Source organism: Sporosarcina sp. AD_1 (genome assembly GCF_057373025.1).
The window spans coordinates 386,341-410,625 of sequence record NZ_JBPVIR010000001.1; the positions used below are offsets into that span (position 1 = coordinate 386,341).

The window sequence follows — 24,285 nt, forward strand, 5'->3', positions numbered from 1 at the left end:
TCTTCATACACTCCATTACTCGGTCAACTGCTGCAATACTTCTCCAAACGGCTGATTGGCTCCAACGTCCTTGAAGTTCCGAAATGGGTTTCCGATTTGTTTCAGCCGCTCCAATACAGTTGGGATGGTGAACATTTCCGGTCGCAATTGACTGGATACTTCCTGCCATTCGAGAGGTGTTGCGACAGTTGCCAGTTCGCCGCCTCGCGTAGAATATGGGGCGACAATTGTTTTGCCTTCATGATGCTGGACATAATCGATGTACAGCCGGTTTCCCCTGTTTTTTTTCAGTCTTTCCGTTGTGAACCATTGCGGTTCCTGCCCGCATAAAAAATCGGCTACAAATTGGGTAAATATGCGCGTCTCGTCATACGTGAATGTATCAAACGGAAGAGGGATATATACTTGCAGCCCTTTCCCGCCCGATGTTTTAACGAAGGATTCCAATTTGAATTGATCACAAATTACCTTCAGTCGCAATGCCGCCTCAACAGCTAATGAAAACTCCTGAACGGAAGGAGGATCCAAATCAAAGACAATTTCTGTCGGGCAGGCCGTATCAATCGTTTGAAAAGGGATATGATATTCAAGCGCCAACTGGTTTCCGAGCCAGAGCAAAGTCTGGATGTCATTACAAAGGAGATAATCGATGCCTTCCTCTCTCTTTGTCACAACAAAATCCGGCTTATAATCAGGAGCGTTTTTCTGATAAAAACGTTCGCCGACAACCCCATGCGGATAGCGGATGACTGTAAGCAGCCTGTTGTGCAGGAACGGTCCCATATAAGGAAAAACTGCTTGAAGATAATACAAAAAATCATCTTTTTCAACTCCCATCTTCGGCCAAACCGGTTTGTCCGGATGCGTAATTGGCACAGTATCGGCTATCGGATTTACCTCCCGGAGCATTTGCTTCCAAGTACACTGTTCTGCCCTCCAGTCAAAGCTGAAACTGTGAAACCTCGGTTCGCGCAAATGTTTCCCGTCAAAATCAATACAATTGACCTGTACACAAATCGATGGATCTACCCGCCATGTTTCCGCCTCGGTTTTCGTCCCATTCGAAGTGAACAAACTCGCAAGTGCCTGAAATTCATCGTCAGCTAAACCATGCCGGAATGTCACGATATCGAGGAGCTCATCCTCTTTGTACACGCTGCCCGTGAAGAAGCCGTTGCCTGCTTCATATTTGGTGACAATGACATGAACCGTTTTCCAATTTTTCACCTTCACCCAATGTGGTGTTCGCTTTTCATTGGACCAGACACTAGTTATTTTCTTGGCTACAAGCCCTTCGCCATTATGTATTTGAATGGTTTCCCACATCGTTGAGGCGTCTGTAGAATGCTCGATGAGCTGCAAGGATTCACTTTTGGCGTAATCAACTGAGACCGGTAACTCTAATTTCTCAAAGACGGCGAGCAGCTTCTTTTTCCTCTTATCTAGTGGTTCTCCTGCAATATCTTTCCCCTTCCATTGCAGCAAATCAAACACGACATAATGACACGGAAAACGCATGGACTGATTGCGTATGGCATCCGACTTTCGCATCCTCCCTCTCGTCTGGACAACAGCAAATTCGCTTTTATAATTATTTTGCAGATGAACCAATTCTCCATCGAGTTGTATCGGTAATAAAGTCTTTATCTTATCTTGCACTTCATAGCAAAAACGAATGACTTCAGGGAACATCTCATTCAGCCTGTTTCCATTCCGGCTCGTCAGTATGATGGCCGTTTCTGACCATTCCAATAGGCACCGAAAGCCATCGTATTTCGTTTCATATATCCAATCTTTACCTTCCGGGATAGTATCCGCGTCTGTCAGCAGCATTGGTTTCATGCATTTCACCTCACTGTTTACGTTATTGTTTGGCATAACTCATTTCATATACATAGGAATCCAAACGCTTTCCATACTAATGAAAAAGCGGGTGACACTATGCATACCATTTGGAAAGGAAGCATTAGCTTCGGTCTTGTCAATATTCCAATCAAACTCCATGCCGCCACGGAAAACAACGATGTGAAATTACGCCAGCTTCATAAAGAATGCCATTCACCGATCAGTTATCAAAAAGTATGCCCAGTTTGTGCAAAGGAAGTCCAAAACGAGGAAATTGTGAAAGCGTATGAATATACGAAGAACAAGTTTGTCGTGCTCGACGACGAGGAACTGGAGAAGCTGAAAAAGGAGAATGAAGACAAAGCCGTAGAGATTATCGACTTCGTCAAATTGGAGGAAATTGATCCGATTTATTTCGAGCGGAGCTATTTCATGGCCCCCGATGCGAGTGGCGGCAAAGCGTACGCCTTATTGCGCAAAGCCCTTCAGGATTCAGGAAAAATCGGGGTCGCAAAAATTATTATCCGTTCAAAAGAACAGCTCGCTGTAGTCCGTGTCTACAAGGATGCGCTATTAATGGAAACGATCCATTTTCCAGATGAAGTGCGGAATGTGCAGGAGGTACCGAATATTCCAAGCGCAGATTCCGTCGTTCAAAAAGAATTGGATACCGCTCTCTTATTAGTTGATCAATTAACGACTGCTTTTGATCCAACGAAATATACGGATGAATACCGGACAGCCTTGATGGATTTGATTGAGGAGAAAAAATCCGGAAACCGCACAGTGGCAGCCAGCGAGAAGCAGCCAGCCGCACCTTCCAACGTGACCGATCTGATGGCCGCGCTCCAAGCTTCTCTCGATCAGACGAAAAAGAAAAAGCCGGCCCCGAGGAAAAAAGCGGCTGCAAAGAAAAATGCGTAGTATAAAGAAAAGCTGTCCGTCATAGACGAACAGCTTTTTCCTATTAAAGGAATTTCACCATTTTATAATTCTTCTTGCCTCGGCGCACAATCGTGAATGCGTCGTCCAACCGGTCTGTAGACGTTACCGTGTACTCTAAATCAGTCACCTTTTCCCCGTTAAAGGAAATCGCACCATTCGTCACATCTTCCCTCGCTTGGCGTTTGGACGGTGATACGCCGGCTTCCACAATGAAATCGACAATATTTTTGTCGACCTTCTCCATTTCCACCGTCGGCACATCTTTAAATGCGTCCTTCATTTCTGCAACGGTGAGCGACTTCAAATCACCGCTGAATAGCGCTTTGGAAATCCGGATTGCTTGCTCGAGCGCTTCCTGGCCATGGATCAGGCGAGTCATCTCCTCAGCTAACGCATTTTGCGCTTTCCGCAAATGGGCCTCTTCCTGAACAGAAACTTCCAATGCTTCGATCTCTTCTTTGTTCATGAACGTGAAGATCTTCAAGTACTTGATGACATCTGCATCCGCTGTATTGATCCAGAATTGGTAGAACTCATATGGCGAAGTTTTCTTCGGATCCAGCCAGACCGCTCCGCCAGCTGTCTTACCGAATTTCGTACCATCCGATTTAGTAATAAGCGGAATGGTAATGCCGAATGCTTTTGCATTGTCGTCATGTGTCTTCCGAATGAATTCAAGACCTGTCGTAATATTGCCCCATTGATCTGACCCGCCGACTTGCAGACGGCAATTATAATGGTCATATAGGTGGTTGAAGTCTGCTCCTTGGATGAGCATATAAGAAAACTCGGTGTACGAAATGCCGGTTTCCAAACGAGATGCGACATTTTCCTTGGCCAGCATATAATTAACGCTCAACAGCTTCCCATAATCACGCAAGAAGTCGATTGCGCTCATTTCACCGAACCAATCTTTATTATCAACGAGGATCGCGCCATCGTTTGTATTGGCAAAATCAAAAATCTGTTCAAGCTGCTTCCGAATGCCCGCTACGTTTTGTGCGATTTGTTCATCTGAAAGCAATTGACGCTCATCCGCACGGAATGACGGGTCACCGATCATTCCTGTTGCCCCTCCTACAAGGACAATCGGGCGATGCCCATGGAGCTGAAAACGGCGTAATGTCAAAAATGGCACGATGTGGCCGATGTGCAAGCTATCCGCAGTTGGATCTGTACCGCAATAAAGAGAAATTTTCTCTTCATTTAATACTTTCTCCAAACCTTCCTCGTCGGTTTGCTGATACAGCAGCCCTCTCCATTTCAAATCTTCCAGTAGTTCATTCTTCAATTGGACCCCTCCTAAAAGTAAAAAAGCCCTGCACAATTCAAAAGAATTATGCAGGGACGTTCATCACAATGTTGTGTAACGCGGTACCACCCAGCTTGAGAAACGAATGCTTCTCCGCTTTTTCGCTTTAACGCCGCGCCCGCGATTGCATTCCAAAGCTGTAATTCACAAACGCCCTACCGGACAGCTTCCACCAACCGCTGCCTCTCTATACGGATCAAACGCTGCTACTCCGACTTTTTCATCACGCAATAAAAAGATATATCCCTTATTGTAGTACAAAATAGTTACTTGTCAAACATAATCTTCGGTCCTCCGAAAAATGTGCTATAATAGGAAAGATTTTAGGGGGGAGAACGACTTGAGCGAAAGACGAAAAAATCGGATCGATCTGATAGAAGAAAAGTTTGAAGATATGAAGAAAAAGAGATGGGCCAAAGGCGTACGCATCACGACAGGCGTAGTGTGGAACTTATTTCTTCTTTTCTTGATTTTCGGTTTGACGCTGAGTGTCTTTGCCGCTTCTGTCGGTGCAGGCTATTTCGCATCTTTGGTTGCAAAAGAACCGCTCCGGACGAAGCAGGAAATGCGCAGTGAGATCTTTAATTATGAAGAAACCTCCGAGATTTTCTTTGCCGATAACAAGTATTTGGGCAAAGTGAGCTCGGATATCGAAAGACGGGAGACGAAGCTGAAAGATGTTTCGCCTTACTTAATTGATGCCGTCTTTGCTACAGAAGACGAATACTTCATGACACATAACGGTATTGTGCCGAAAGCGATTTTCCGTGGATTGTTGCAGGATGTCACAAATTCCGACAGCCAAACAGGCGGATCCACATTGACACAGCAATTGATTAAAAACCAAATCTTGACGAACGAAGTGTCCTACGAACGGAAAGCGAAAGAGATCCTTCTTGCGATGCGACTCGAACACTTCATGAACAAAGATGAAATTCTGGAAGCTTATCTGAACATCATTCCTTATGGAAGAAATGTGCACGGTGACAATATCGCCGGCGTAGAAACCGCCGCGGAAGGTATTTTCGGATTAAACGCGAAGGATTTGAATTTGGCACAGGCTGCCTATATTGCCGGGATCCCTCAAGCGCCATTCGCTTATACACCATTTAAAAGCGGGAAATATGGTGGCGGCGTGAAATCGGATGAAGCGTTGAAACCGGGTATTGACCGGATGAAAACAGTACTGTTCCGGATGAAGGAAACCGGTTATATTACGAAGCAGGAATATGAAAAGGCAATCGCTTATGACATTACAAAGGATTTACGTACTGATAAAGATCGCCCTACTAGCAGGTATCCGTACCTCACCCAGGAAATTCAGAAACGGACGACCGATATTCTAGTGGAAGTTCTCGCCAAACGGGATGATATCGAATTGGAACGGCTGGAACAGAATCATAAGCTTAAAGAGAAATATCTAATTCTTGCAGAACGTGAAATGAAAACAGGCGGTTATCGCATTTATTCCACAATCGATCAAACATTGTATGACAAGATGAATGAGGTTGCGAAAAACTTTGAGCATTACGGATTCACCTACACAAGAGAAGAAAAGGATTCGGAAACAGGCGAAACGGTGTTAGTCGACGACCCTGTCCAAGTCGGATCCATCTTAATCGAAAACAAAACGGGACGCATTTTGTCCTTTATTGGCGGATTGGATGATAAGCCTAGTTACAACTATGCGACTCAAGCCCATCGCCAAAACGGCTCTTCCATCAAACCGCTTCTCGTCTATGCGCCAGCTATTGAATATGGAGTTATTGGAGCAGGCAGTCCAGTTGTCGACTTAAAAATCGATACTCCAAACTGGAAAGTTAGCAACTACTTTGCGGAACAAGAAGACGGCATCTTGCCTGCCCGCGAGGCGCTCGCCCGTTCTTTGAACTTGCCGACTGCCCGTCTTTACGAAGAAATTCGTGACCGCCGGCCAATGGAATTCTTGGAGAAAATGAATTTCAAGAAACTTACAGAGGCGGATTACGTGAATCAGTCTGCTTCCCTAGGAGCGCTTACTGTTGGTGCGAGCGTTGAAGAAAACACAAATGCATTTGCAACTTTTGCAAATGGCGGTCAATTTATTCAATCGTATATGATTGAGAAAATAGAAGATGCACAGGGAAATGTCATTTTCGAGCATAAGAGTGAACCGGTAGAAGTATTTAGTCCGGAGACGGCGTATATTATTACCGATATGTTGAGAGATGTCGTCAAACCGGGGGGCACAGGCCAACAAGTTCCAAAAAACATGAATTTCTCTCTTGATCTAGCTGCCAAAACAGGGACGACGCAAGGATATGGCGACGCTTGGCTCGTCGGCTATAATCCAAATGTATCGCTTGGCATTTGGCTCGGCTATAAGGACCAGACGCGAAAACTATATTCTCGCGGCTCATCTCAACTGCATCCGACAACAAGAACGAGCATGCTATTTGGCAGGCTGTTGAATACCGCGAACGCCGCTCGTCCAGACATCGTGGGAGCGGGCTCGAAGTTCAAACAGCCGGCTGGCGTTGTAACACGCAGTTTCTGCGGCATCTCAGGTTTAGCACCATCTAACGCTTGTTCTGCGGCTGGCCTTGTACGTTCGGACTTGTTCAACTCGAAGGTTATGGTGCCGACGAAGCCGGATGACAGCATTATTAGCGCGTCCTATGTATCGGTGAAAGGTGTAAAATATTTGGCACTCCCTTCTACGCCTAGTGAGTTTATTGTATCGGGTGGCACCGGAGTGAACGAAGAATTTATCAAACGGATGCTTGGACCTTTCGGCGGAGATGGTTCAAAATTATTCTCCGGCAAATCCATTTTCGCCTCCAATGTCGTTTCAGGCTCAGTCTTTAACGCAGACGGAGCGAACCCGGCTGGAGTCCAGGCAAGTGCCAATGGTTCAACTATTACATGGACTGAATCGGCATCCAATGATGTCATCGGCTATTATGTCTATCGGGATAATGAAAGGGTAGCGACAATCCGTGATTCGTCATCTAATTCATATTCTGCTGGTCCTGGTTCCTATTATGTCCGTGCAGTTGATATTACTGGATTGTTATCTCCAGGCTCGAACATTGTAACCATCGGAAGTCCGGAACCTCCGGCCGATACAGGTGAAGATGAGGGCGAGGGAGATCACGAAAATCCGACGCCTACACCACCATCCGATAATGGAAATCCTGGCTCTGGACAAAACAACGGAAATTCAGGAGATCCGAATGATAATAAAGGCAACAACGGCAACAATAATGGTAATGGTAACAACAATGGCAACGGTTCTGGCAATGGAAACGGCCATGGGAATAACGGGAAAAATCCTCCTCCAAAAGATGAGGATGATGACAGATAAAAAAAACTGGATCGCTATTGAGCGATCCAGTTTTTTCTATTAGTCTTCCATTGTCGATAAATCACCTGTCGGCAAATTCAGTTCCCACGCCTTCAGAACACGTCGCATAATTTTTCCGCTTCGGGTCTTCGGCAGTTTATCCTTGAACTCAATTTCACGCGGAGCTGCATGCGCAGCCAATTCACGTTTAACAAATTGCCGGATATCCTCTTTTAATTCATCCGACGGCTCATATCCTGCTTGCAGTGCGACAAACGCCTTGATGATTTCCCCACGTACCGGATCGGGCTTGCCGATTACACCTGCTTCAATGATAGCAGGGTGCTCAAGAAGTTTGCTTTCTACTTCAAACGGACCAACCCTTTCTCCACTCGTCATGATCACGTCATCCACACGGCCCTGGAAGAAGAAGTAGCCATCCTCATCCATATAAGCAGAATCGCCGGATACATACCATTCATCATTTAAGAAATAGGATGCATATTTCTCGGGATTATTCCAGATTTGACGCATCATGGCCGGCCAGCCTTTGCGGATCGCCAAGTTCCCCATTCGATTCGGCGGGAGGACGTTGCCTTGGTCATCTACAATTGCTGCTTCAATGCCAGGCACCGGTTTTCCCATACTGCCTGGTTTGATCGGAATCGCTGGGAAATTGCAGATAGTCTGCGCGCCTGTCTCGGTCATCCACCATGTATCATGTATTCTTAGGTTGAACACTTCCATGCCCCAGCGGATGACTTCCGGATTCAATGGCTCCCCGACAGATAAAATATGGCGTAATGAGGAGAGATCGTACTTTTCAATCGGTCCAGCGCCAGCTCCCATCAGCATTCGGAAAGCAGTCGGTGCACTGTACCAAACTGATACGCTATAATCCTGAATCGCTTCATACCAGATATCCGGCGAGAAGCGTCCGCCGACGATCAAAGATGTCGCACCCGCCAGCATCGGACCGAAAATACCATAGGCCGTCCCTGTCACCCAGCCAGGGTCCGCCGTACACCAGAAGACATCCTCTTCTTTCAAGTCGAGAACCCACTTGGCTGTTTGCAGCTGCTGCACCATCGCTGCCTCAACGTGCAGGACCCCTTTCGGTTTGCCTGTCGAGCCGGATGTATAGTGCAGCAAGGTAGGAGACTCTTTCTCCATCCACTCCACTTGGAAATAGGGAGATGCTGCCTTCAGATGCTTATTAAAATCAATAAAGCGTTCATTTTCTTCGATTCCCTCTCCAACTAAAAAAATGTGCTTCAAATGTGGTAGACGATCCACGGGCACTCGTTCTACCAGCTCAGGCGTCGTGATGATCACCTTCGCCTCACTGTCTGCCAACCGGTCGTATACTGCACCTTCCATGAATGCTTCAAATAGCGGCCCGACGATTGCTCCGTTCTTCAAAGCTCCTAAAATAGCAAAATATAATTCTGGAGAGCGAGGCATGAATACAAAAATACGGTCCTCCCTGTCCAATGATGAAAAGTCCCGAAGCACATTGGCTGCCTTGTTGGACATCTTTTTCATCTCATGAAACGTATACGCTTCTTTCCGATTCGAATCTTTGTAATAGAGCGCAACTTTGTTTTTACGAAAAGAATCTGCATGGCGGTCCACCGCTTCATGTGCGATGTTAACCAGTCCTGTTTCGTGCCAGCTGAACTGCTTTTCAGCTTCCTCCCATGAAAACTCTTTAACTGTCGTTTCGTAATCCCCCAAATTATATTCTCCTTGAACGACAGGTAAAATTTTGGTTACCATATGCATATCACCCTTTCTAGAAACTATAACATTCTTTATTCTACAATATTCTCATTATATTGGCTAATAAATTAATATTTTTCGTATTGTTATTTAATTTGTAATAATAATGGGCGGCACAGGAAGTTTTTTATTGTATACTGAAAAGAGAGGTAATTTATTCAGGGACGGTGAATTTGTTGGAACATATAAAAACGTACAATGCGATGGAAATCAAACACCGGAACGGCAATGTCATCATTGAAGGGCCGATCCCCTCTTCCAAATTGGCAACCCTTGATTTTCATGAGCATTTAGTGGCTTTCAGGCCGCCTGAACAGCAGCATAAAGCACTCATTGAAATCGCCGATCTTCCGGAAGGCCGCATCATCATCGCACGAGAAATGAATGAGATCGTCGGGTATGTCACGTATCTTTATCCGGATCCGCTTGAAAGATGGTCCCAAGGCAAGATGGAAAATTTAATTGAACTTGGCGCGATCGAAGTGATTCCTAAATTTCGTGGCGGCGGCATCGGAAAAGCACTGCTGGAAGTGTCGATGATGGACGACGCCATGGAAGATTATATTACAATTACGACTGAATATTACTGGCATTGGGATTTGAAAGGCACGAAGCTGAATGTCTGGGAATACCGGAAAGTGATGGAGAAAATGATGAATGCCGGTGGTTTGGAATATTACGCAACCGACGATCCAGAGATCAGTTCCCATCCTGCAAATTGCCTGATGGCCCGTATTGGGAAACGGGTCGATCCAGATTCGATCCGGCAGTTCGACAGCCTGCGGTTCATGAACCGATTTATGTACTGAAAGCGAGGTTTTACCTATGCTAGTTGAAGAGATAATGAAAAAAGAAGTCGTCACACTGACAACTGAGCACACTGTCCGAGATGCCTTGCAGATCATGCGGGACCATAAAATCCGCCATTTGCCTATTTTGGACGAGGAACAACTGGTCGGTGTCGTCTCCGATCGGGATTTAAAGGAGGCAGCCCCTACACTGCTTGCTGAGATTGAACAGCATCCACTCGATCTGCCGTTGACGAATATTATGACTTCTAATCCGATCACGGGTCACCCGATGGATTTTGTAGAGGAGTCCGCAGTGCTGTTCTATGAAAATCAAATCGGATGTCTGCCCATCGTATCGGGCGGAAAATTGGTAGGAATCATTACTGAGACTGATCTTTTATACAATTATATTGAATTGACCGGCGCACACCAGCCGGGTTCACAAATTGAAGTACGGGTTCCGAACGTACCAGGCATCCTATTCGAAGTTTCCAAGGTGTTTCATGAACAAAATACGAATGTATTGAGTGTCCTCGTCTACCCGGACAAGGAAAACGAAGATCATAAAATATTGGTCATCCGCATCAAAACGATGAATCCCTTGCAAACCATACAAGGTTTAAAAGAAAGCGGTTTCGAAGTCTTATGGCCAAATTTCCCAGGCGCACAGCAATGAAGAAGGATGCACTTTTCGTTTTCTCAGAAGACCAACTTGGATACTCATTTTCGGATACCCATCCGTTCAATCAAAAAAGAATCGTCATGACACTTGATTTATTGCGCAAAATCAACGCGATTAATGATGACGATATTATCGCGCCGAGGATGGCGTCAGATAACGAGCTGCTTCTTGCCCATGATGAAAAGTTCATTGACATCGTCAAGAGAGCGGGACGGGGAGAGGTCGGCGAAGAAGTGGCTGATTTGTATGGCATCGGAACGGAGGACACCCCTATTTTCCAAGGCATGCACGAAGCAAGTGCAACGCTTGTCGGCGGGACACTGACCGCTGTGGATCAGGTAATGGAAGGTCACTCACGGTATGCTGTGAATTTGGGCGGTGGCCTGCATCATGGCTTCCAGGGGAAGGCTTCCGGATTCTGTGTTTACAATGACAGCTCGGTAGCCATCAAATATTTGCAGCAAAAATACAATGCCCGTGTCCTCTATGTCGATACGGACGCGCATCATGGAGATGGTGTGCAATGGACTTTTTACGATGATCCCTCGGTCTGCACGCTTTCCATCCATGAAACCGGCCGATATTTATTCCCGGGAACAGGCAATGTGACAGAGCGCGGAAACGGGGACGGCTATGGAACGAGCTTCAATTTTCCGATTGATGCGTTTACAGAGGACGAATCATTTTTGGATATTTACCGGACTTCCCTGCGAGAAGTAGCCGAATTCTTTAAACCGGATGTTCTGCTCACCCAAAACGGGGCGGACGCCCATTTCTTTGATCCGCTGACGCACTTATACGGAACAATGGAAATCTACAAGCAAATTCCACGTCTTGCGAGGGAAATAGCGGAGGAATATTGTGACGGCCGGTGGATTGCGGTCGGAGGAGGGGGCTATGATATTTGGCGAGTTGTGCCGAGAGCCTGGTCCCAAATATGGCTTGCAATGAAACAAATACCTTCGCCAAGCGGCGCTTTGCCTGAGGACTGGCTTGATGAATGGCAGCCACAATCGCCTGTCCCGTTAATTGGAACATGGGATGATCCGAATCCATTATATGAGCCCATCCCAAGAAAAGGTGAAATTACGGAGAAAAATGCACAGATGGCCAACCGTGCATTACATATCATTCGAAATGAAAAATAAGGAGCGCAATGATTGCCTGCTCCATTTGTCCCAAGGAAACAAAAAGAACAGGGCAACACCACAGGTTTTCAATCAAAAAGGACATCCTGTCGAATGATCGAGAGGATGTCCTTTTTTGTTATTTCGTTGATTCCCGTTCTTCCATCCGGTATGGCAAAATGACATCCGGATCGTCCACTTCTTCTCCGTTCATTAACTTCGTCAATAAACGCATGGACACCGCACCAAGATCGTATAACGGAACGACTATCGTCGTTAGTTGCGGACGGACGGCTCTTGAAAGTAAAGTATGTTCGAAGCAGATGAGTTCGAAGTCTTCCGGTACAGACAGCCCTTCATCCCGAATGCCGTTCAATATGCCGACCGCTATTTCATCATTGCCGGCAAAAATGGCTGTCGGCTTTTCAGACAAATCCCGTACAAGCTTCCATTTATCATACGCATCATCGTATGTATTGTCCGTTTCAATAATATACTCTTCCGAAACTGGCAATCCCGCTTCACGCAAAGCCCGCTCATATCCGACTCGCTTGCAGAGCCGATTGATATCTCGGGAGAATGGACCCGATACGTGGACTATCCTCGTATGCCCGTTATCAATCAGCTTTTTGGTCGCATCATAAGCAGCCTGTTCGTGGTCAATATTAACCGTAGGCATATCCGTATCCGATTCCAGCGTGCCTGCTAATACAATCGGAATATGAGCTGTGACCATCTCTTTTCTCATCTCATCCGAAATGGAATCACTCATAAAAATAAGTCCATCCACTTGTTTTCCGAGATGGTCTTCAAAAAGCTCCATTTCCCTCGTCGCCCGTTTGTCGGAATTCGAAAGAATAATATTATATTCATACATCGTGGCAATGTCTGCGATCCCTCTCGAAAGCTCCGCATAGTAGCTTTTCGAAATATCGGGCACGATGACTCCGATTGTTGTTGTTCTCTTACTTGCCAGCCCTCTCGCTACCGCATTTGGCCGATAGCCCAGCCGCTCGATGCAATCCAACACCTTTTTACGGGTTGCCGGCTTCACATTAGGATTGCCATTGACGACCCTCGAAACCGTAGCCATCGAGACATTCGCTTCTCGTGCCACATCATATATTGTCACCGCCATTGACCTTTCCCCTTCCTGCAAATATGTCCTATCTTCATTATAAACAAAACGCCGGATCCGTAAAAGGTCCGACGCCAAATATGTGACGAAACGCAGCCCGGCTTGGTGGGAAAGCTCCCAATCCCTCACCGGACTACCGCAACATTATACTGTTTGATACGTATTCATGAATTTCTGGATTTCTTTGTAGAATTCATCGAATTGCTGGATGTCCATCTGTTGTGCAGCATCAGACAACGCCACAGCCGGATCTGGATGGACTTCTGCCATCACTCCATCAGCGCCAACCGCAATCGCAGCTTTAGCCGTTGGAAGCAATAAATCTTTTCTTCCAGTTGAGTGAGTGACATCCACGAACACAGGCAAATGCGTTTCTTGCTTTAAGATCGGCACTGCTGAAATGTCCAGCGTATTGCGAGTCGCCCGCTCATATGTACGGATTCCGCGTTCGCAAAGCATAATGTTGCTATTCCCTTTTGAAATGATATATTCAGCTGCATTGATGAATTCATCGATAGTAGCGGCAAGACCGCGTTTCAATAGAACCGGTTTATTGAGCATGCCGACTTCTTTCAAGAGTTCGAAGTTCTGCATGTTACGTGCGCCAATTTGAATGACATCAATATAATCAACTGCTTCTTCCAAGTGGGATGGTGTAATGATTTCGGTGACGATGGATAGTCCAGTCTCCTCCGAAACCCGTTTCAATATTTTAAGGCCTTCCAAGCCAAGGCCTTGGAAATCGTATGGAGATGTACGAGGTTTGTATGCTCCGCCTCGCATCATCGTCAAGCCTTTCGCTTTGATCGAGTCTGCAACAGCCTTCACTTGCTCATAAGACTCCACTGCACACGGACCAAAAACGAAAGTTGGCGTTCCATTGCCGACCTTCTCGCCATTTACATCGACAACTGTATCTTCCGGCTTGCGCTTCCTTGAAACGAGCAATGCATTGCGCTGCTCATCCTCTTGGATTTCAAGTGCCGATAAGAAGATGCCTTTGAAAATCTGCTCCAAGACACCGTTTGGAAGCGGGCCTTTATTTGTTTCTTTCAAGAAATTGAGCATTTCCCTCTCGCGGATCGGATCATATCTATTCACACCTTGCTTTTCTTTTACTTTACCGATCTCCTGCACGACAGCGGTTCTCTCGTTGATTAAATCCAAAATCTTGATGTTCAATTCATCCACACGTCCGCGCAACTCATCTAATTCATTTTGCCTCATCATTATGACTCCTCCCCGCACATAGCAGCACTTCCCGAAGGGGTGATTCTATGTTACATTTTTATATAATAGACCTAGTATAATGAAAAGCGATTGGAAAGTCACGCGATTTCTGCGAATTGTCTAAAATTCGCAGTTTTCGTCTAAAGAAAGGATGAATGACCGTGGCCACCACCCTATTTGCCTTGGACATCGGAACTCGCTCTGTCGTCGGCCTGATTTTACAAGAAGAGGATGGCATCTACCATGTTGCCGACCTCATCTCCGTGGAACATAAAGAACGGTCCATGATTGATGGACAAATACATAATATTTTAAGCGTCGCTAAAGTAATTTCAGAAATCAAAACTGAGCTTGAAATGCGTCACGGTCCTTTGAAACGCGTCAGTGTTGCTGCAGCAGGACGCGCCTTGAAGACAGCTGAAGGTTCAATGGAAATCAATACGTCCGACCAGGCACTGATGTCGATGGAAGACGTCAACCGTCTGGAACTCGGAGCCGTCCAGCAAGCTCAGCAAAAACTGTTATTATCGGACTCTGTTCCAATGGATGATTACTATTATTGTGTTGGTTATTCCGTACTTCGATATAAGCTGGACGGAGAGGAAATCGGCAGCTTGATCGATCAGGCGGGCCAAACTGCAGGTGTCGAAGTCATTGCTACATTTTTGCCTCGCGTTGTCGTCGAATCCCTTCTTTCTGCCTTGAAAAGGGCTGATCTAGAAATGGAAGCACTGACATTAGAACCGATCGCGGCAATTAATGTACTGATTCCTCCTTCCATGAGACGATTGAATGTAGCGCTTGTCGATATTGGTGCTGGTACATCGGACATCGCGATAACGAATGAAAATACCGTGACAGCCTATGGCATGGTGCCAATCGCAGGGGATGAAATTACCGAAGCGCTCAGCAATCATTATTTGTTGGACTTCCCTGTCGCCGAGCTGACGAAAAGAGAACTCGCCGCAGAGGACGTTACCATTACCGATATTCTCGGATTTGAACAGCAAGTGCCTTCGTCAGAAGTCATTTCGATTTTACAGCCGGCTACAGAACGGCTCGCCCAAAGCATCTCAGAAGAAATTAAACGGCTGAATAACGGCAAATCTCCACAAGCCGTCATGGTAGTAGGCGGCGGCAGCTTGACGCCTCGTCTGACCGATGAGCTGAGCCGTTGCCTGGACTTGCCGTTGAACAGGATCGGCATTAGAGGGATTGATGCCCTAACAGGTGTTACGTATGCTGAGGAGATCGAATCCTCCCCTGCACTGGTGACACCGATCGGGATTGCCATCGCGGCACGGAGAGCGCCTATCCACTACATGTCTGTAACCGTGAACGACAAGACAATCCGCTTATTCGAACTGAAAGAGATGTCTGTCGGCGACGCCCTTCTTGCTGCGAAAATCAAACCAGGCGAATTATACGGCAAACCCGGCCTTGGGATGTCCATCACAGTGAACGGCCAAACGGTTTTCATTCCCGGAGAACATGGAACGCCTTCCACGTTGCTAGTGAACGGCAAATCTGCCAGTACAAAGGATCTTTTATCAAACGGAGATCAAATTCAATTGACGCGAGGAGAAAATGGAAGAGATGCTTCTGCCACGGTCCGGGATTTGGTCGGGGATATCCCAACGAAAAGAGTTACGTTCAATGGCAAGGAAAAAACCGTTGCACCGGTAATCTTGCTAAATGGGAACGAGATACGTTTAGACACTGCACTCCAGGACCACGATGAAATCACAGTGATTCAAAAGGAGTCCATCAAAGATTTGGCTGCTGTGTGGAATAATTCAATTTTGGCTGGCCAGGAGCCGCTTCAATTGTTCGTCAATCAAAAAAGCATGCAAACGAAATTTTCGATGAAAACAACTTATCTCGTAGGCGGAAGATCTGTCTCCGAGGCGTACGTCGTTTCCGATGGAGATGACATTAAAACGGAACACCCAAAGATGCCGACGATCGGTCAGCTTGCACAAGAAGCGGGTTTGGTTCTCCATGACAAAGCTACCGTTGAATTCAATGGAATACAGGTGGACATACAGAAAAAACGCTATAGTATCCGAGTGAATGGCGAAGCAGTCGATGAATCCGCAGCCTTATCCTCCGGGGACAGGATTGACTTGGATACAGCGGATAATGCCCCGATTGTATTCAGCGATGTGTTCGCATTTGTTGAATACGAACTGCCAACGAACGGACCGATTCATTACCAATTGATACGGAATGGAGAGACAATCGGTTTCCATGACCCGATCTTCAGTGGTGATAAACTGGAAATACGTTTTTCGGACAAGCTGAACGTGTAATTGAAATCAAAAAAAGCCGGTCAACCAAAATGGTTTGGTTGACCGGTCTTTTTTTATTACTTATCCTTTTCGACGGAGATGTGGTTTTGGTTTGTCACCTTATCTTCTCCGAAATTTTCGCTATTATCATAGACGACATCGCTATTTCCTGTTGTGTTGCTTTCTGCGGCTTCCTTGTTCTCTTCTACCTTGTTTTCCACATAATCCATTGCTTCTTCCCCTTCGGAAGACGCTGTGCCATCATCCATTGGAATGGTAGTCTTGTTTGCCATCGACTTCACTTTGCCGACCAATTGTCCGGATTGCTCTTGGATCGTTTTCGTCAAACCATCCGTTTTATCCTTCGCAACTGCAGTCAGTTCTGTCGCTTTGTCTTTCGCTACCGAAGTGAGTTCAATGCTCTTGTTTTTTAGCTGTGACGCCTGTTCCGAGAAATCCTCGCGCATTTCTTGCCCAGTTTTAGGGGCTAGGAATAATGCTGCTGCAGCACCGATGACGCCGCCGACTAAGGCACCGAGAAGAAAACTGCCGGCACTCGAACTTTCTTCTTCATTGTAAAAATCGTCCGTATTCGTGTAATGTGAATAGTTCACCGGCAAATTGGACGGTTCTCCGAAAGTGTTCTTGTATTGTTTATCGCCATAATACTGATGTTGGAATGCAGAATCACCATAGTTCGGTTTTGAGTTGTTGTAATCCGTCAATTTAATTCCTCCTCTAATATTTTTTGTTTCATCGGAAGCGGTCTGATGGGCTTGGCAGCTTCTTATGTCCTGTATCTGCCTTATACACTGTCCAACCCTTTGAAGTATTGGCTTTCATGTCCTTCACCTTGTCATAAATCCCTAGGACGACATGGCTCCACTGAACGACTTGCGCGACTTTATCGCTATTGCGTTCTGCTTCGACGGTAATGGATTCTGTTACCCTCCGCACGGAGCTGTTCAACCCGCTGACGGACTCGCCAACACCTTTTACAGCATCTACCACGGAATTCAATTTCAACGACTTCTCCTGAATGTCTTCCGCGAGGGCATTCGTCTTATGCAAAAGCTCCGTCGTTTCAGTCGTCACACCTTCCAGCTGAGTCGTCAGCCCGTCCAATGTCTCCGAAACACTTCGCAAAGTGGTTTTCAATGATCCCAGCGTCATTGCAAGGCTCACACATAATATTAAAAACGCCACAGCAGCAATAATCGCTGCCAGGTACAACAAAATCACCAAAACGCTTCCTCCTTCTACATACATAAGTAATTTCTACCCTTATCTGAAATAAAGTAAACGCCAAGCCTACATACCCTTTTCGACATTCTTCCTAAATTCCCTTTAAAAAAGTAGATTATAATTTATTATTTCCAATAAACCCGGATTAGACAAGAAAAATGTCTTGTGATGAAAAGTATTCGAAATATCAAACAACAAATACCTGCCCAGAGCCCTTCTTTCCGCCCACTGTTTGGCCCAATTGCCGCATCGTTTGCTCTGGTTGGTGCCGAAATCAACTTCTCGTATTTGCACCTCTTCGTGGCTATTGCTGGACAATAACTGGTCAAATTTCCAAACACATTCATCGCAAAAGAAAAAGGGCTGGAATCGAGTCGATTTCCAGCCCTTTTTTCTATTACGGGAAACTTAATCCAGTAAGGTTCAAGCTGTTTCTCCTTGCTCAATCAAACGCTTAAATGCATTCATATACTCTTGGATATCGTCTCCTGCTCCCATGAACAAATAAACTGCATTCCCATGTTCTTCAAGCTCGGCAATTTGTTCGAGCTTAAGATGCTTGGCTCCCGGTACCCGTTTGACCAAGTCATCAATCGTTAATGTCCCGCTCTTTTCCCTCGCGGATCCAAAGATGTCACATAAGTAGACAGAATCAGCATGAGAAAGGCTAGTAGCAAAGGAATCAAGCAAAGCGGCCGTCCTTGTAAAAGTATGCGGCTGGAAAATCGCGACGATTTCACGGTCCGGATACTTTTGTTTCGCCGATTGCAAGGTTGCCTCAATTTCAGTCGGGTGGTGGGCATAATCGTCCACAATCGTTTTATCATCATATTCCGTGATAGTAAAACGTCTCTTTACACCGCCAAAAGTAGATAACCGATCTTTGATAATATCGACTGGCACGCCTTCATAATGGGACAGCGCGATAACACCTAACGCATTCAATATCGCATGGTCGCCAGCTGAAGGAATGGAGAACGAATTGAAATATTCATTTCTGACGTATACATCAAACGATGATCCATCCGAAGTCTTCACAACATTTTTTACAAAGAAGTCATTGGCTTCATCAAAACCATAAAATACGACTGGCACATTTGCTTTGATCTGCTGCAGATGATGGTCATCACCGCATGCCACAATCGCTTTTTTCACTTGCATCGCCATCTGATTAAAAGCATCCATCACATCGTCGAGATCTTTGAAATAATCCGGATGATCAAAATCAATATTGGTCATAATCGCATAGTCCGGTTTATAAGCCAAGAAGTGTCTCCGGTATTCACAAGCTTCTAAAACAAAGAACCTGCTGTCCTTTACACCTTTGCCTGTTCCATCTCCAATTAGATAAGAAGTCGGCGTAAAGCCCGATAACACATACGAAAGCAAACCTGTTGTCGACGTTTTACCATGCGAACCAGTAATCGCAATCGATGTGAATTGATCCATATAATGTCCGAGGAAATCATGGTACCGTATAACTTCAAGTCCAAGTTCTTTCGCCCGCACCAATTCCGGATGTGTATCCGGAAATGCATTGCCGGCAATGACCGTCAATCCTGGCACAATATTATCCGCATCAAACGGCAAGATCTTTATTTTTCTTTCCACTAAAGGCTCTTCTGTGAAGATATATTTCTCCACATCAGATCCTTGAACTTCATTCATAGAATCATGGAGGATTTGGGCTAAAGAACTCATCCCTGATCCTTTAATTCCTGTAAAATGAAACACTGTCATATTGCAACCTCCCGGGATCATCACTGCTCCCACATTCATCTTCTTGAAAATCATTAGATTTCCCTTTGCTTCTCATTCCCCATTATACCACGAATGAATCCGCATTTATTTACTAGCTAAGTGATTAGTTTTGTTCAAACCGATTTACATACTGTTCGAATTCCTGCTGAGTCAAATAGACATCCCGTGGTTTGCTTCCTTTTTGTTCAGAAATAAACGAGAGTTTCTCCATTTTATCCATCAGCTTTGCAGCACGATTGTAACCAATGCCGAAGTTGCGCTGCAGCAGGGATGTTGAGGCGCTTCCATGTTCAATTATGAACTTGCAAGCCTCTTCAAAAAGGGGATCGGTTTCCTCCTCTTCGATGGAATTGGCCAATAAATCCTCCTGGCCAAACAAATAATTCGGTTTTGCTTCATTTTGAACGTGTTCTATTATACGTTCAATTTCTTCATCCGTGACAAATGTCCCTTGCAATCGAACAGAAGAGGATTGGCCGTTGCCTAGATACAGCATATCCCCTTTTCCAAGCAGACGTTCCGCGCCTGGCGTATCGATGATGGTTCTGGAGTCCACTTGGGAAGATACCGAAAATGCGATACGTGTCGGCACATTCGCTTTGATCGTGCCTGTAATGACATCGACGGATGGACGCTGCGTGGCAATGATCAAATGAATGCCGCATGCCCTTGCCTTCTGCGTGATGCGGCTGATGGAAACTTCCACATCCGCCGGCGCCATCATCATGAGGTCTGCCAACTCGTCAATGACGATGAGCAAATAAGGCATCTTCAAGGAGAACTGGCGGCTGCCAGTGACCATTTCATTGTAGCGCTCGATATTTCTCGCACCCGCATGGGCAAAGAGTTCATAACGCCTTTCCATTTCATCGACAGCCCATTTCAGCGCAGCCGTTGCCGCTTTGACGTCTGTAATGACCGGACTGAGCAAATGCGGCACACCATTATACGGAGCCAATTCGACCATCTTCGGATCGATTAAGAGCAGTTTCACGTCTGTCGGGGAGGCCTTATACATCAAACTCGTCAAGATGGAGTTGATGCAGACCGATTTTCCTGAGCCCGTCGCGCCGGCGATCATTCCGTGCGGCATTTTACGCAAATCCAGTGTGACCGGTTCTCCCGTCAAACTTAATCCAAGCACCGCCTCAAGTGGAGACGTCGATTGCCGGAACCGTTCTGTCTGAATGACTTCAGAAATCCGGACAGCGCGTGTCCGCCGATTCGGGATTTCAATGCCGATGGAACTTGTGCCCGGGATTGGCGCTTGAATTCGGATATCTTCCGCTGCCAAAGCGAGTTTCAGATCATCCGTTAAATTCCGGATTTTACTCACTTTCGTTCCGTGGCCGACTGTCAATTCAAAGCGTGTAACAGTCGGTCCTTGCACAGCTTCCATCACATTAGCCTGGATGGAGAAATACGATAGGGCTTCCTCCAGTTTAACCGATTGGGATTCGAGCCATTCAACATCTTCAATATGCTCCTCAGGTTGAATTAAAAGGTCCAATGACGGAAAAGCATAATAGGGCTCCTCTTCTTCCTCTATCGGCTCAATGGTTTCTTCATCTATTTCATTCTTCGCGGTTGCAGGCTGTGCAACTTGCTCTACCAGCTCTACAGCCTTGTCAATTTTCATTTTGTCCGATTTCAGCATGAGCACATTGAATGGGACTACCTTCTCCCGCTCAGCCGGCTTTTCAATGGCGTTTTCCTCAGCGGGATCGAGTATTGGCTCCACATCCGTTTGGCCGGATGCAACAGGACCTTCATTTACTTCGCTGATAGCCTCATTATTTTCCGCCACATTCTCTGTATCTTCTTCGGCAGGGTACTGTTCCAACTCATCACTCGAGTTATTGATAGCAGTCTGAATTACCGTCTCATTATTCGAGTTACTGCTGGCAGTGAAATCTTCCGTCTCATCAATCGCTTCACTGACGGCAGGATGATCTTCCAGCTCATCATTCGAGCCACCGATAGCAACCTGTTCTTCCGTCACGTTTTTCGATTCTCCGATGCCGACCATACCTTCATGTTCAGCATTCGCACTGGCAACAGGATATTCATCCGTTAGACCATTCAACTCACTGCTGTCAGAATGATTTTCAATCAAATCTACTATTTCTCCAGAAACTTTATGCTCTGGCGCTTTATCATTTATATGATTGATAACAACATGCTCTTCCCTCTCAACGTCGGCTTCATCAGTAATGACATGGTCCTCTGTCTCTTCATCCAGCTCAGTAGAGAAGTCATTTACTTTCGCCTCTGTCTCATAGATCGGAGCTTCCACTTCCATTGCTTCTGCGTACTCCGCCTCTTCTTCAACAGAATGAACAAAAGGTTCTTCATTCAGCTGTGACCGTTCTTCCTGGAAGACATCTGCTTTTATTGCTTTCATATCTTCCTGGTTGTGCATCTGTTCTTTTGCCTGCACATCAGCAAAAGATGAAGGACTCTCAACATCCCCATAAGAGATCGAATCTTCCATCTCCTGCATTGGCAGGTTAGTTTCATCATTCGGCAAAGCATTGGGGTCAGCCCAATCATTATGTACGCCCGTCTTCTCGGCATGACTTCGTGGAATTGGCAGTTGCTCCTCTGCTAAGACGGTTCTTTTTGGTGTACGGAATCCGTAGACGGGAGATGGAACCTGGGTAGGCGTAAATGGTCGGTTCCGTACCGGTTTCACTTTCTCCTTTTTCTCTTGCTTCGATTCCGAAGCTGCTTCAATAGTTGCCCCCGTCATTCGGAGAGCACTTTTATCCAAACGCTGCTCGGTTTCTGTCCGATGGATGGTCACACGTTCATTTTTGCCTGGCCAACGCTCATTTTGATAAAGCGGTACAGGTTCAAAACCGTCGTCCTCCAGTATTTCCTGAGGAGGGACAGATGGTTTCAGGCGATCCACAGGTTCCTCATCATCCCAGCCGTAAATTTCGGCGTCAGTAATGATCGGAAATCGGAAGGACGGCGGGTGTTTCCGCTCGCTATCGCTCTCCCTCTCCTGCTGTTTTCCATTTGTCACTTGTTCATGTTCGTATTCATACTCGTATTCAAATTCGTTTTCCGTGTCAGTTTCATAATCCTTATCCGATTTTACAATTCGATTCAATACTCTTTTAAACCAAGTCAACATTATCACTCTTTCCATGTCGATCATTCTATTTTAACAGGTTCAACACGGCGAAATCAAACCAATCCCTAAAATGATAAAAACGTACTGTCTATAACAGTACGTTTCATATGAGATAGATGATATAAAGGAGAGGCCATGCGACTTGCCTTCATAAGCAGGATTGTCTACATGTAACCCTCTCAGTTGCGGGGGCCGTCCGTCATAATCGGCATTTCCCCTAGCTAATTCACATATTTGTGAAAGGCTCTCCTGGGATCGCCGTTTCAGACAGTACGAGGATACCTTTTACTTCTGGTGCATTCGGCAAGCCTAATTCCTTAGCGGAACAAATCATCCCCGAGGAAGGCACGCCACGCAATTCAGCATCTCGAATCACCATGCCAGATGGCATAACTGCGCCCACTTTTGCAACCACGACCTTCTGGCCAGCTTCCACATTCGGTGCTCCACATACGATTTGCAATGTGTCGTCACCCACATTCACAGTACATACGCTCAGCTTATCAGCGTTCGGATGCTTGTCCTTCGTTACAACATGGCCAACGACAAATTTCGGTGAAAAATCCACTGTAAACTCAACTGCCACATCGTTCTTTTTTAATGCTTCCCTAATTTCAGCAACCAATTTCTCAGTCACTTCAATTTGTCCATTGCCTGCAACATCCACATATTCAGTTGCATTGAATAAATTCAAGCCGGCCAGTTCCCCCGTCTCTTCATCCTTCAATAGAGTGACATCATTCAACGATTTTACTTCCAGGTTTTTTGGCTTCGTTGCAAGGAATTGTACGAGTAGTACATTGCCTACGCCTTCGGGATTATAAAATGCATTCATTTCTTTTTTCCGTCCTTTCTAGCTATCCGGTTTTTTGCCATGATGAAGATCGGCTCCAGCTTCCCTTGCTCATAAATGAATGACAATGAAGTAATCGGCACTTTTCCGACAGTGAAAAATTGCATCGTCATCTGTGCGAGAACATCATAGCCGGTATCATTGCGCAAGTCTCCAATAATCAGTACATCTTGGTGAGGGACGGATACTGTCATGTGGCCTTCCACTTTAGCTTCCATTTCCTTCAGAAATGCACTGTTCAATATTCGACTGGCATCATAGCCGTCATTGTTGTTAATGAAGTAGAACAGGTTACCTGCCACTTCATCCTTCTTGTAATCTGTTTTCAAGGAGCGCAGTTTAAATAATGCCGCTTCTGCAATTTCCTGTTCCGTCAATCCGATCGACTCCATCATACTGGCGTCAATAAGCCGATAAGTCGTCCCTAAATCAATTGCATAATAGATCCGTGTTTCCGCTGTATGATCTTTTGTGATAAATTTATGCCCCGCAGAAGATTCCTTCGGAAAAGAAGTCGAACGAATGACAGGATAAATCGGAAGATCCTTATTGAAGCCCTCATTCATTTCCTTCTCCATCGCGTTAAAGGTTTCCCGGATCGTATAAACGATTTCATCCAGAGCCAGTTCTTTTTTATCCTCATACTTTGCTAAAATCTCTGGCAAAGAAATATCCATGCCTTTTCCTAAACCGCTGTGTTCCAAACGGACTTTATCGGTCTTCCGGTCGAAACGCCATTGAAAACTTTCGGAAGGGAGCCGCTCTTTCAACACCTCTACCAGCTCTTCAGATTTCAATCCGTTCCACGTCCTTTCA

17 protein-coding genes and 1 other annotated feature are annotated in these 24,285 nt (G+C 45.8%); of the genes, 6 read left to right on the forward strand and 11 right to left on the reverse strand.

Annotation, left to right across the window (positions count from 1 at the left end):
- Positions 1-15: 15 nt before the first annotated feature.
- On the reverse strand, positions 16-1,842 hold the full coding sequence (locus ACSW3C_RS01910; RefSeq protein ID WP_486560577.1) for a DNA ligase D: 1,827 nt from the start codon (positions 1,840-1,842) through the stop codon (positions 16-18).
- Between the two features lie 99 nt (positions 1,843-1,941).
- Between ACSW3C_RS01910 and ku the strand changes: the two genes are divergently transcribed.
- Positions 1,942-2,769: a non-homologous end joining protein Ku gene (gene ku, locus ACSW3C_RS01915; RefSeq protein ID WP_486560578.1), complete on the forward strand. Its 828-nt coding sequence runs from the start codon at positions 1,942-1,944 to the stop codon at positions 2,767-2,769.
- Between the two features lie 43 nt (positions 2,770-2,812).
- On the opposite strand, the gene tyrS is transcribed toward ku, so the two are convergent.
- Positions 2,813-4,081 carry a tyrosine--tRNA ligase gene (gene tyrS, locus ACSW3C_RS01920; RefSeq protein ID WP_486560579.1) on the reverse strand — a complete coding sequence of 423 codons (1,269 nt, stop codon included), beginning with the start codon at positions 4,079-4,081 and terminating at the stop codon, positions 2,813-2,815.
- A gap of 49 nt (positions 4,082-4,130) precedes the next feature.
- Positions 4,131-4,335 (reverse strand) — a binding site (T-box leader).
- Between the two features lie 107 nt (positions 4,336-4,442).
- Here tyrS and ACSW3C_RS01925 point away from each other — a divergent pair.
- A complete protein-coding gene (locus tag ACSW3C_RS01925; protein ID WP_486560580.1) occupies positions 4,443-7,448 on the forward strand; it encodes a transglycosylase domain-containing protein in 3,006 nt (1,001 codons plus the stop codon).
- 39 nt (positions 7,449-7,487) lie between these two features.
- Here ACSW3C_RS01925 and acsA read toward each other — a convergent pair whose 3' ends face one another.
- Positions 7,488-9,206 carry an acetate--CoA ligase gene (gene acsA, locus ACSW3C_RS01930; protein ID WP_486560581.1) on the reverse strand — a complete coding sequence of 573 codons (1,719 nt, stop codon included), beginning with the start codon at positions 9,204-9,206 and terminating at the stop codon, positions 7,488-7,490.
- A 179-nt stretch (positions 9,207-9,385) separates the two neighbouring features.
- Between acsA and ACSW3C_RS01935 the strand changes: the two genes are divergently transcribed.
- The 3 genes from ACSW3C_RS01935 to ACSW3C_RS01945 are packed head-to-tail and all read left to right on the forward strand — an operon-like array spanning position 9,386 to position 11,830.
- On the forward strand, positions 9,386-10,018 hold the full coding sequence (locus tag ACSW3C_RS01935; protein WP_486560582.1) for a GNAT family N-acetyltransferase: 633 nt from the start codon (positions 9,386-9,388) through the stop codon (positions 10,016-10,018).
- A 16-nt stretch (positions 10,019-10,034) separates the two neighbouring features.
- On the forward strand, positions 10,035-10,676 hold the full coding sequence (locus ACSW3C_RS01940; protein ID WP_486560583.1) for an acetoin utilization AcuB family protein: 642 nt from the start codon (positions 10,035-10,037) through the stop codon (positions 10,674-10,676).
- Positions 10,673-11,830 carry an acetoin utilization protein AcuC gene (locus tag ACSW3C_RS01945; protein ID WP_486560585.1) on the forward strand — a complete coding sequence of 386 codons (1,158 nt, stop codon included), beginning with the start codon at positions 10,673-10,675 and terminating at the stop codon, positions 11,828-11,830. Before ACSW3C_RS01940 ends, ACSW3C_RS01945 begins: the two co-directional genes overlap by 4 nt.
- 118 nt (positions 11,831-11,948) lie before the next feature.
- On the opposite strand, the gene ccpA is transcribed toward ACSW3C_RS01945, so the two are convergent.
- Complete coding sequence (gene ccpA, locus ACSW3C_RS01950; protein ID WP_486560586.1) at positions 11,949-12,947, reverse strand: catabolite control protein A; 999 nt, start codon at positions 12,945-12,947, stop codon at positions 11,949-11,951.
- A 144-nt stretch (positions 12,948-13,091) separates the two neighbouring features.
- Positions 13,092-14,174: a bifunctional 3-deoxy-7-phosphoheptulonate synthase/chorismate mutase gene (locus ACSW3C_RS01955; protein WP_486560871.1), complete on the reverse strand. Its 1,083-nt coding sequence runs from the start codon at positions 14,172-14,174 to the stop codon at positions 13,092-13,094.
- Positions 14,175-14,332: 158 nt separating this feature from the next.
- On the opposite strand from ACSW3C_RS01955, the gene ACSW3C_RS01960 reads away from it, so the two are divergent.
- On the forward strand, positions 14,333-16,489 hold the full coding sequence (locus ACSW3C_RS01960) for a cell division protein FtsA (protein WP_486560587.1): 2,157 nt from the start codon (positions 14,333-14,335) through the stop codon (positions 16,487-16,489).
- Positions 16,490-16,545: 56 nt separating this feature from the next.
- Here ACSW3C_RS01960 and ACSW3C_RS01965 read toward each other — a convergent pair whose 3' ends face one another.
- The 6 genes from ACSW3C_RS01965 to ACSW3C_RS01990 form a co-directional block, all read right to left on the reverse strand.
- On the reverse strand, positions 16,546-17,193 hold the full coding sequence (locus ACSW3C_RS01965) for a YtxH domain-containing protein (RefSeq protein WP_486560588.1): 648 nt from the start codon (positions 17,191-17,193) through the stop codon (positions 16,546-16,548).
- A 28-nt stretch (positions 17,194-17,221) separates the two neighbouring features.
- Positions 17,222-17,713: a DUF948 domain-containing protein gene (locus ACSW3C_RS01970; protein WP_486560589.1), complete on the reverse strand. Its 492-nt coding sequence runs from the start codon at positions 17,711-17,713 to the stop codon at positions 17,222-17,224.
- A gap of 423 nt (positions 17,714-18,136) precedes the next feature.
- Positions 18,137-19,453 carry a UDP-N-acetylmuramate--L-alanine ligase gene (gene murC, locus ACSW3C_RS01975; protein WP_486560590.1) on the reverse strand — a complete coding sequence of 439 codons (1,317 nt, stop codon included), beginning with the start codon at positions 19,451-19,453 and terminating at the stop codon, positions 18,137-18,139.
- A gap of 124 nt (positions 19,454-19,577) precedes the next feature.
- Positions 19,578-22,613 carry a DNA translocase FtsK gene (locus ACSW3C_RS01980; protein ID WP_486560591.1) on the reverse strand — a complete coding sequence of 1,012 codons (3,036 nt, stop codon included), beginning with the start codon at positions 22,611-22,613 and terminating at the stop codon, positions 19,578-19,580.
- Between the two features lie 229 nt (positions 22,614-22,842).
- Positions 22,843-23,451 carry a YtpR family tRNA-binding protein gene (ytpR, locus tag ACSW3C_RS01985; protein ID WP_486560592.1) on the reverse strand — a complete coding sequence of 203 codons (609 nt, stop codon included), beginning with the start codon at positions 23,449-23,451 and terminating at the stop codon, positions 22,843-22,845.
- On the reverse strand, positions 23,448-24,266 hold the full coding sequence (locus tag ACSW3C_RS01990) for a DUF1444 domain-containing protein (RefSeq protein ID WP_486560593.1): 819 nt from the start codon (positions 24,264-24,266) through the stop codon (positions 23,448-23,450). Before ACSW3C_RS01990 ends, ytpR begins: the two co-directional genes overlap by 4 nt.
- Between the last annotated feature and the right edge of the window lie 19 nt (positions 24,267-24,285).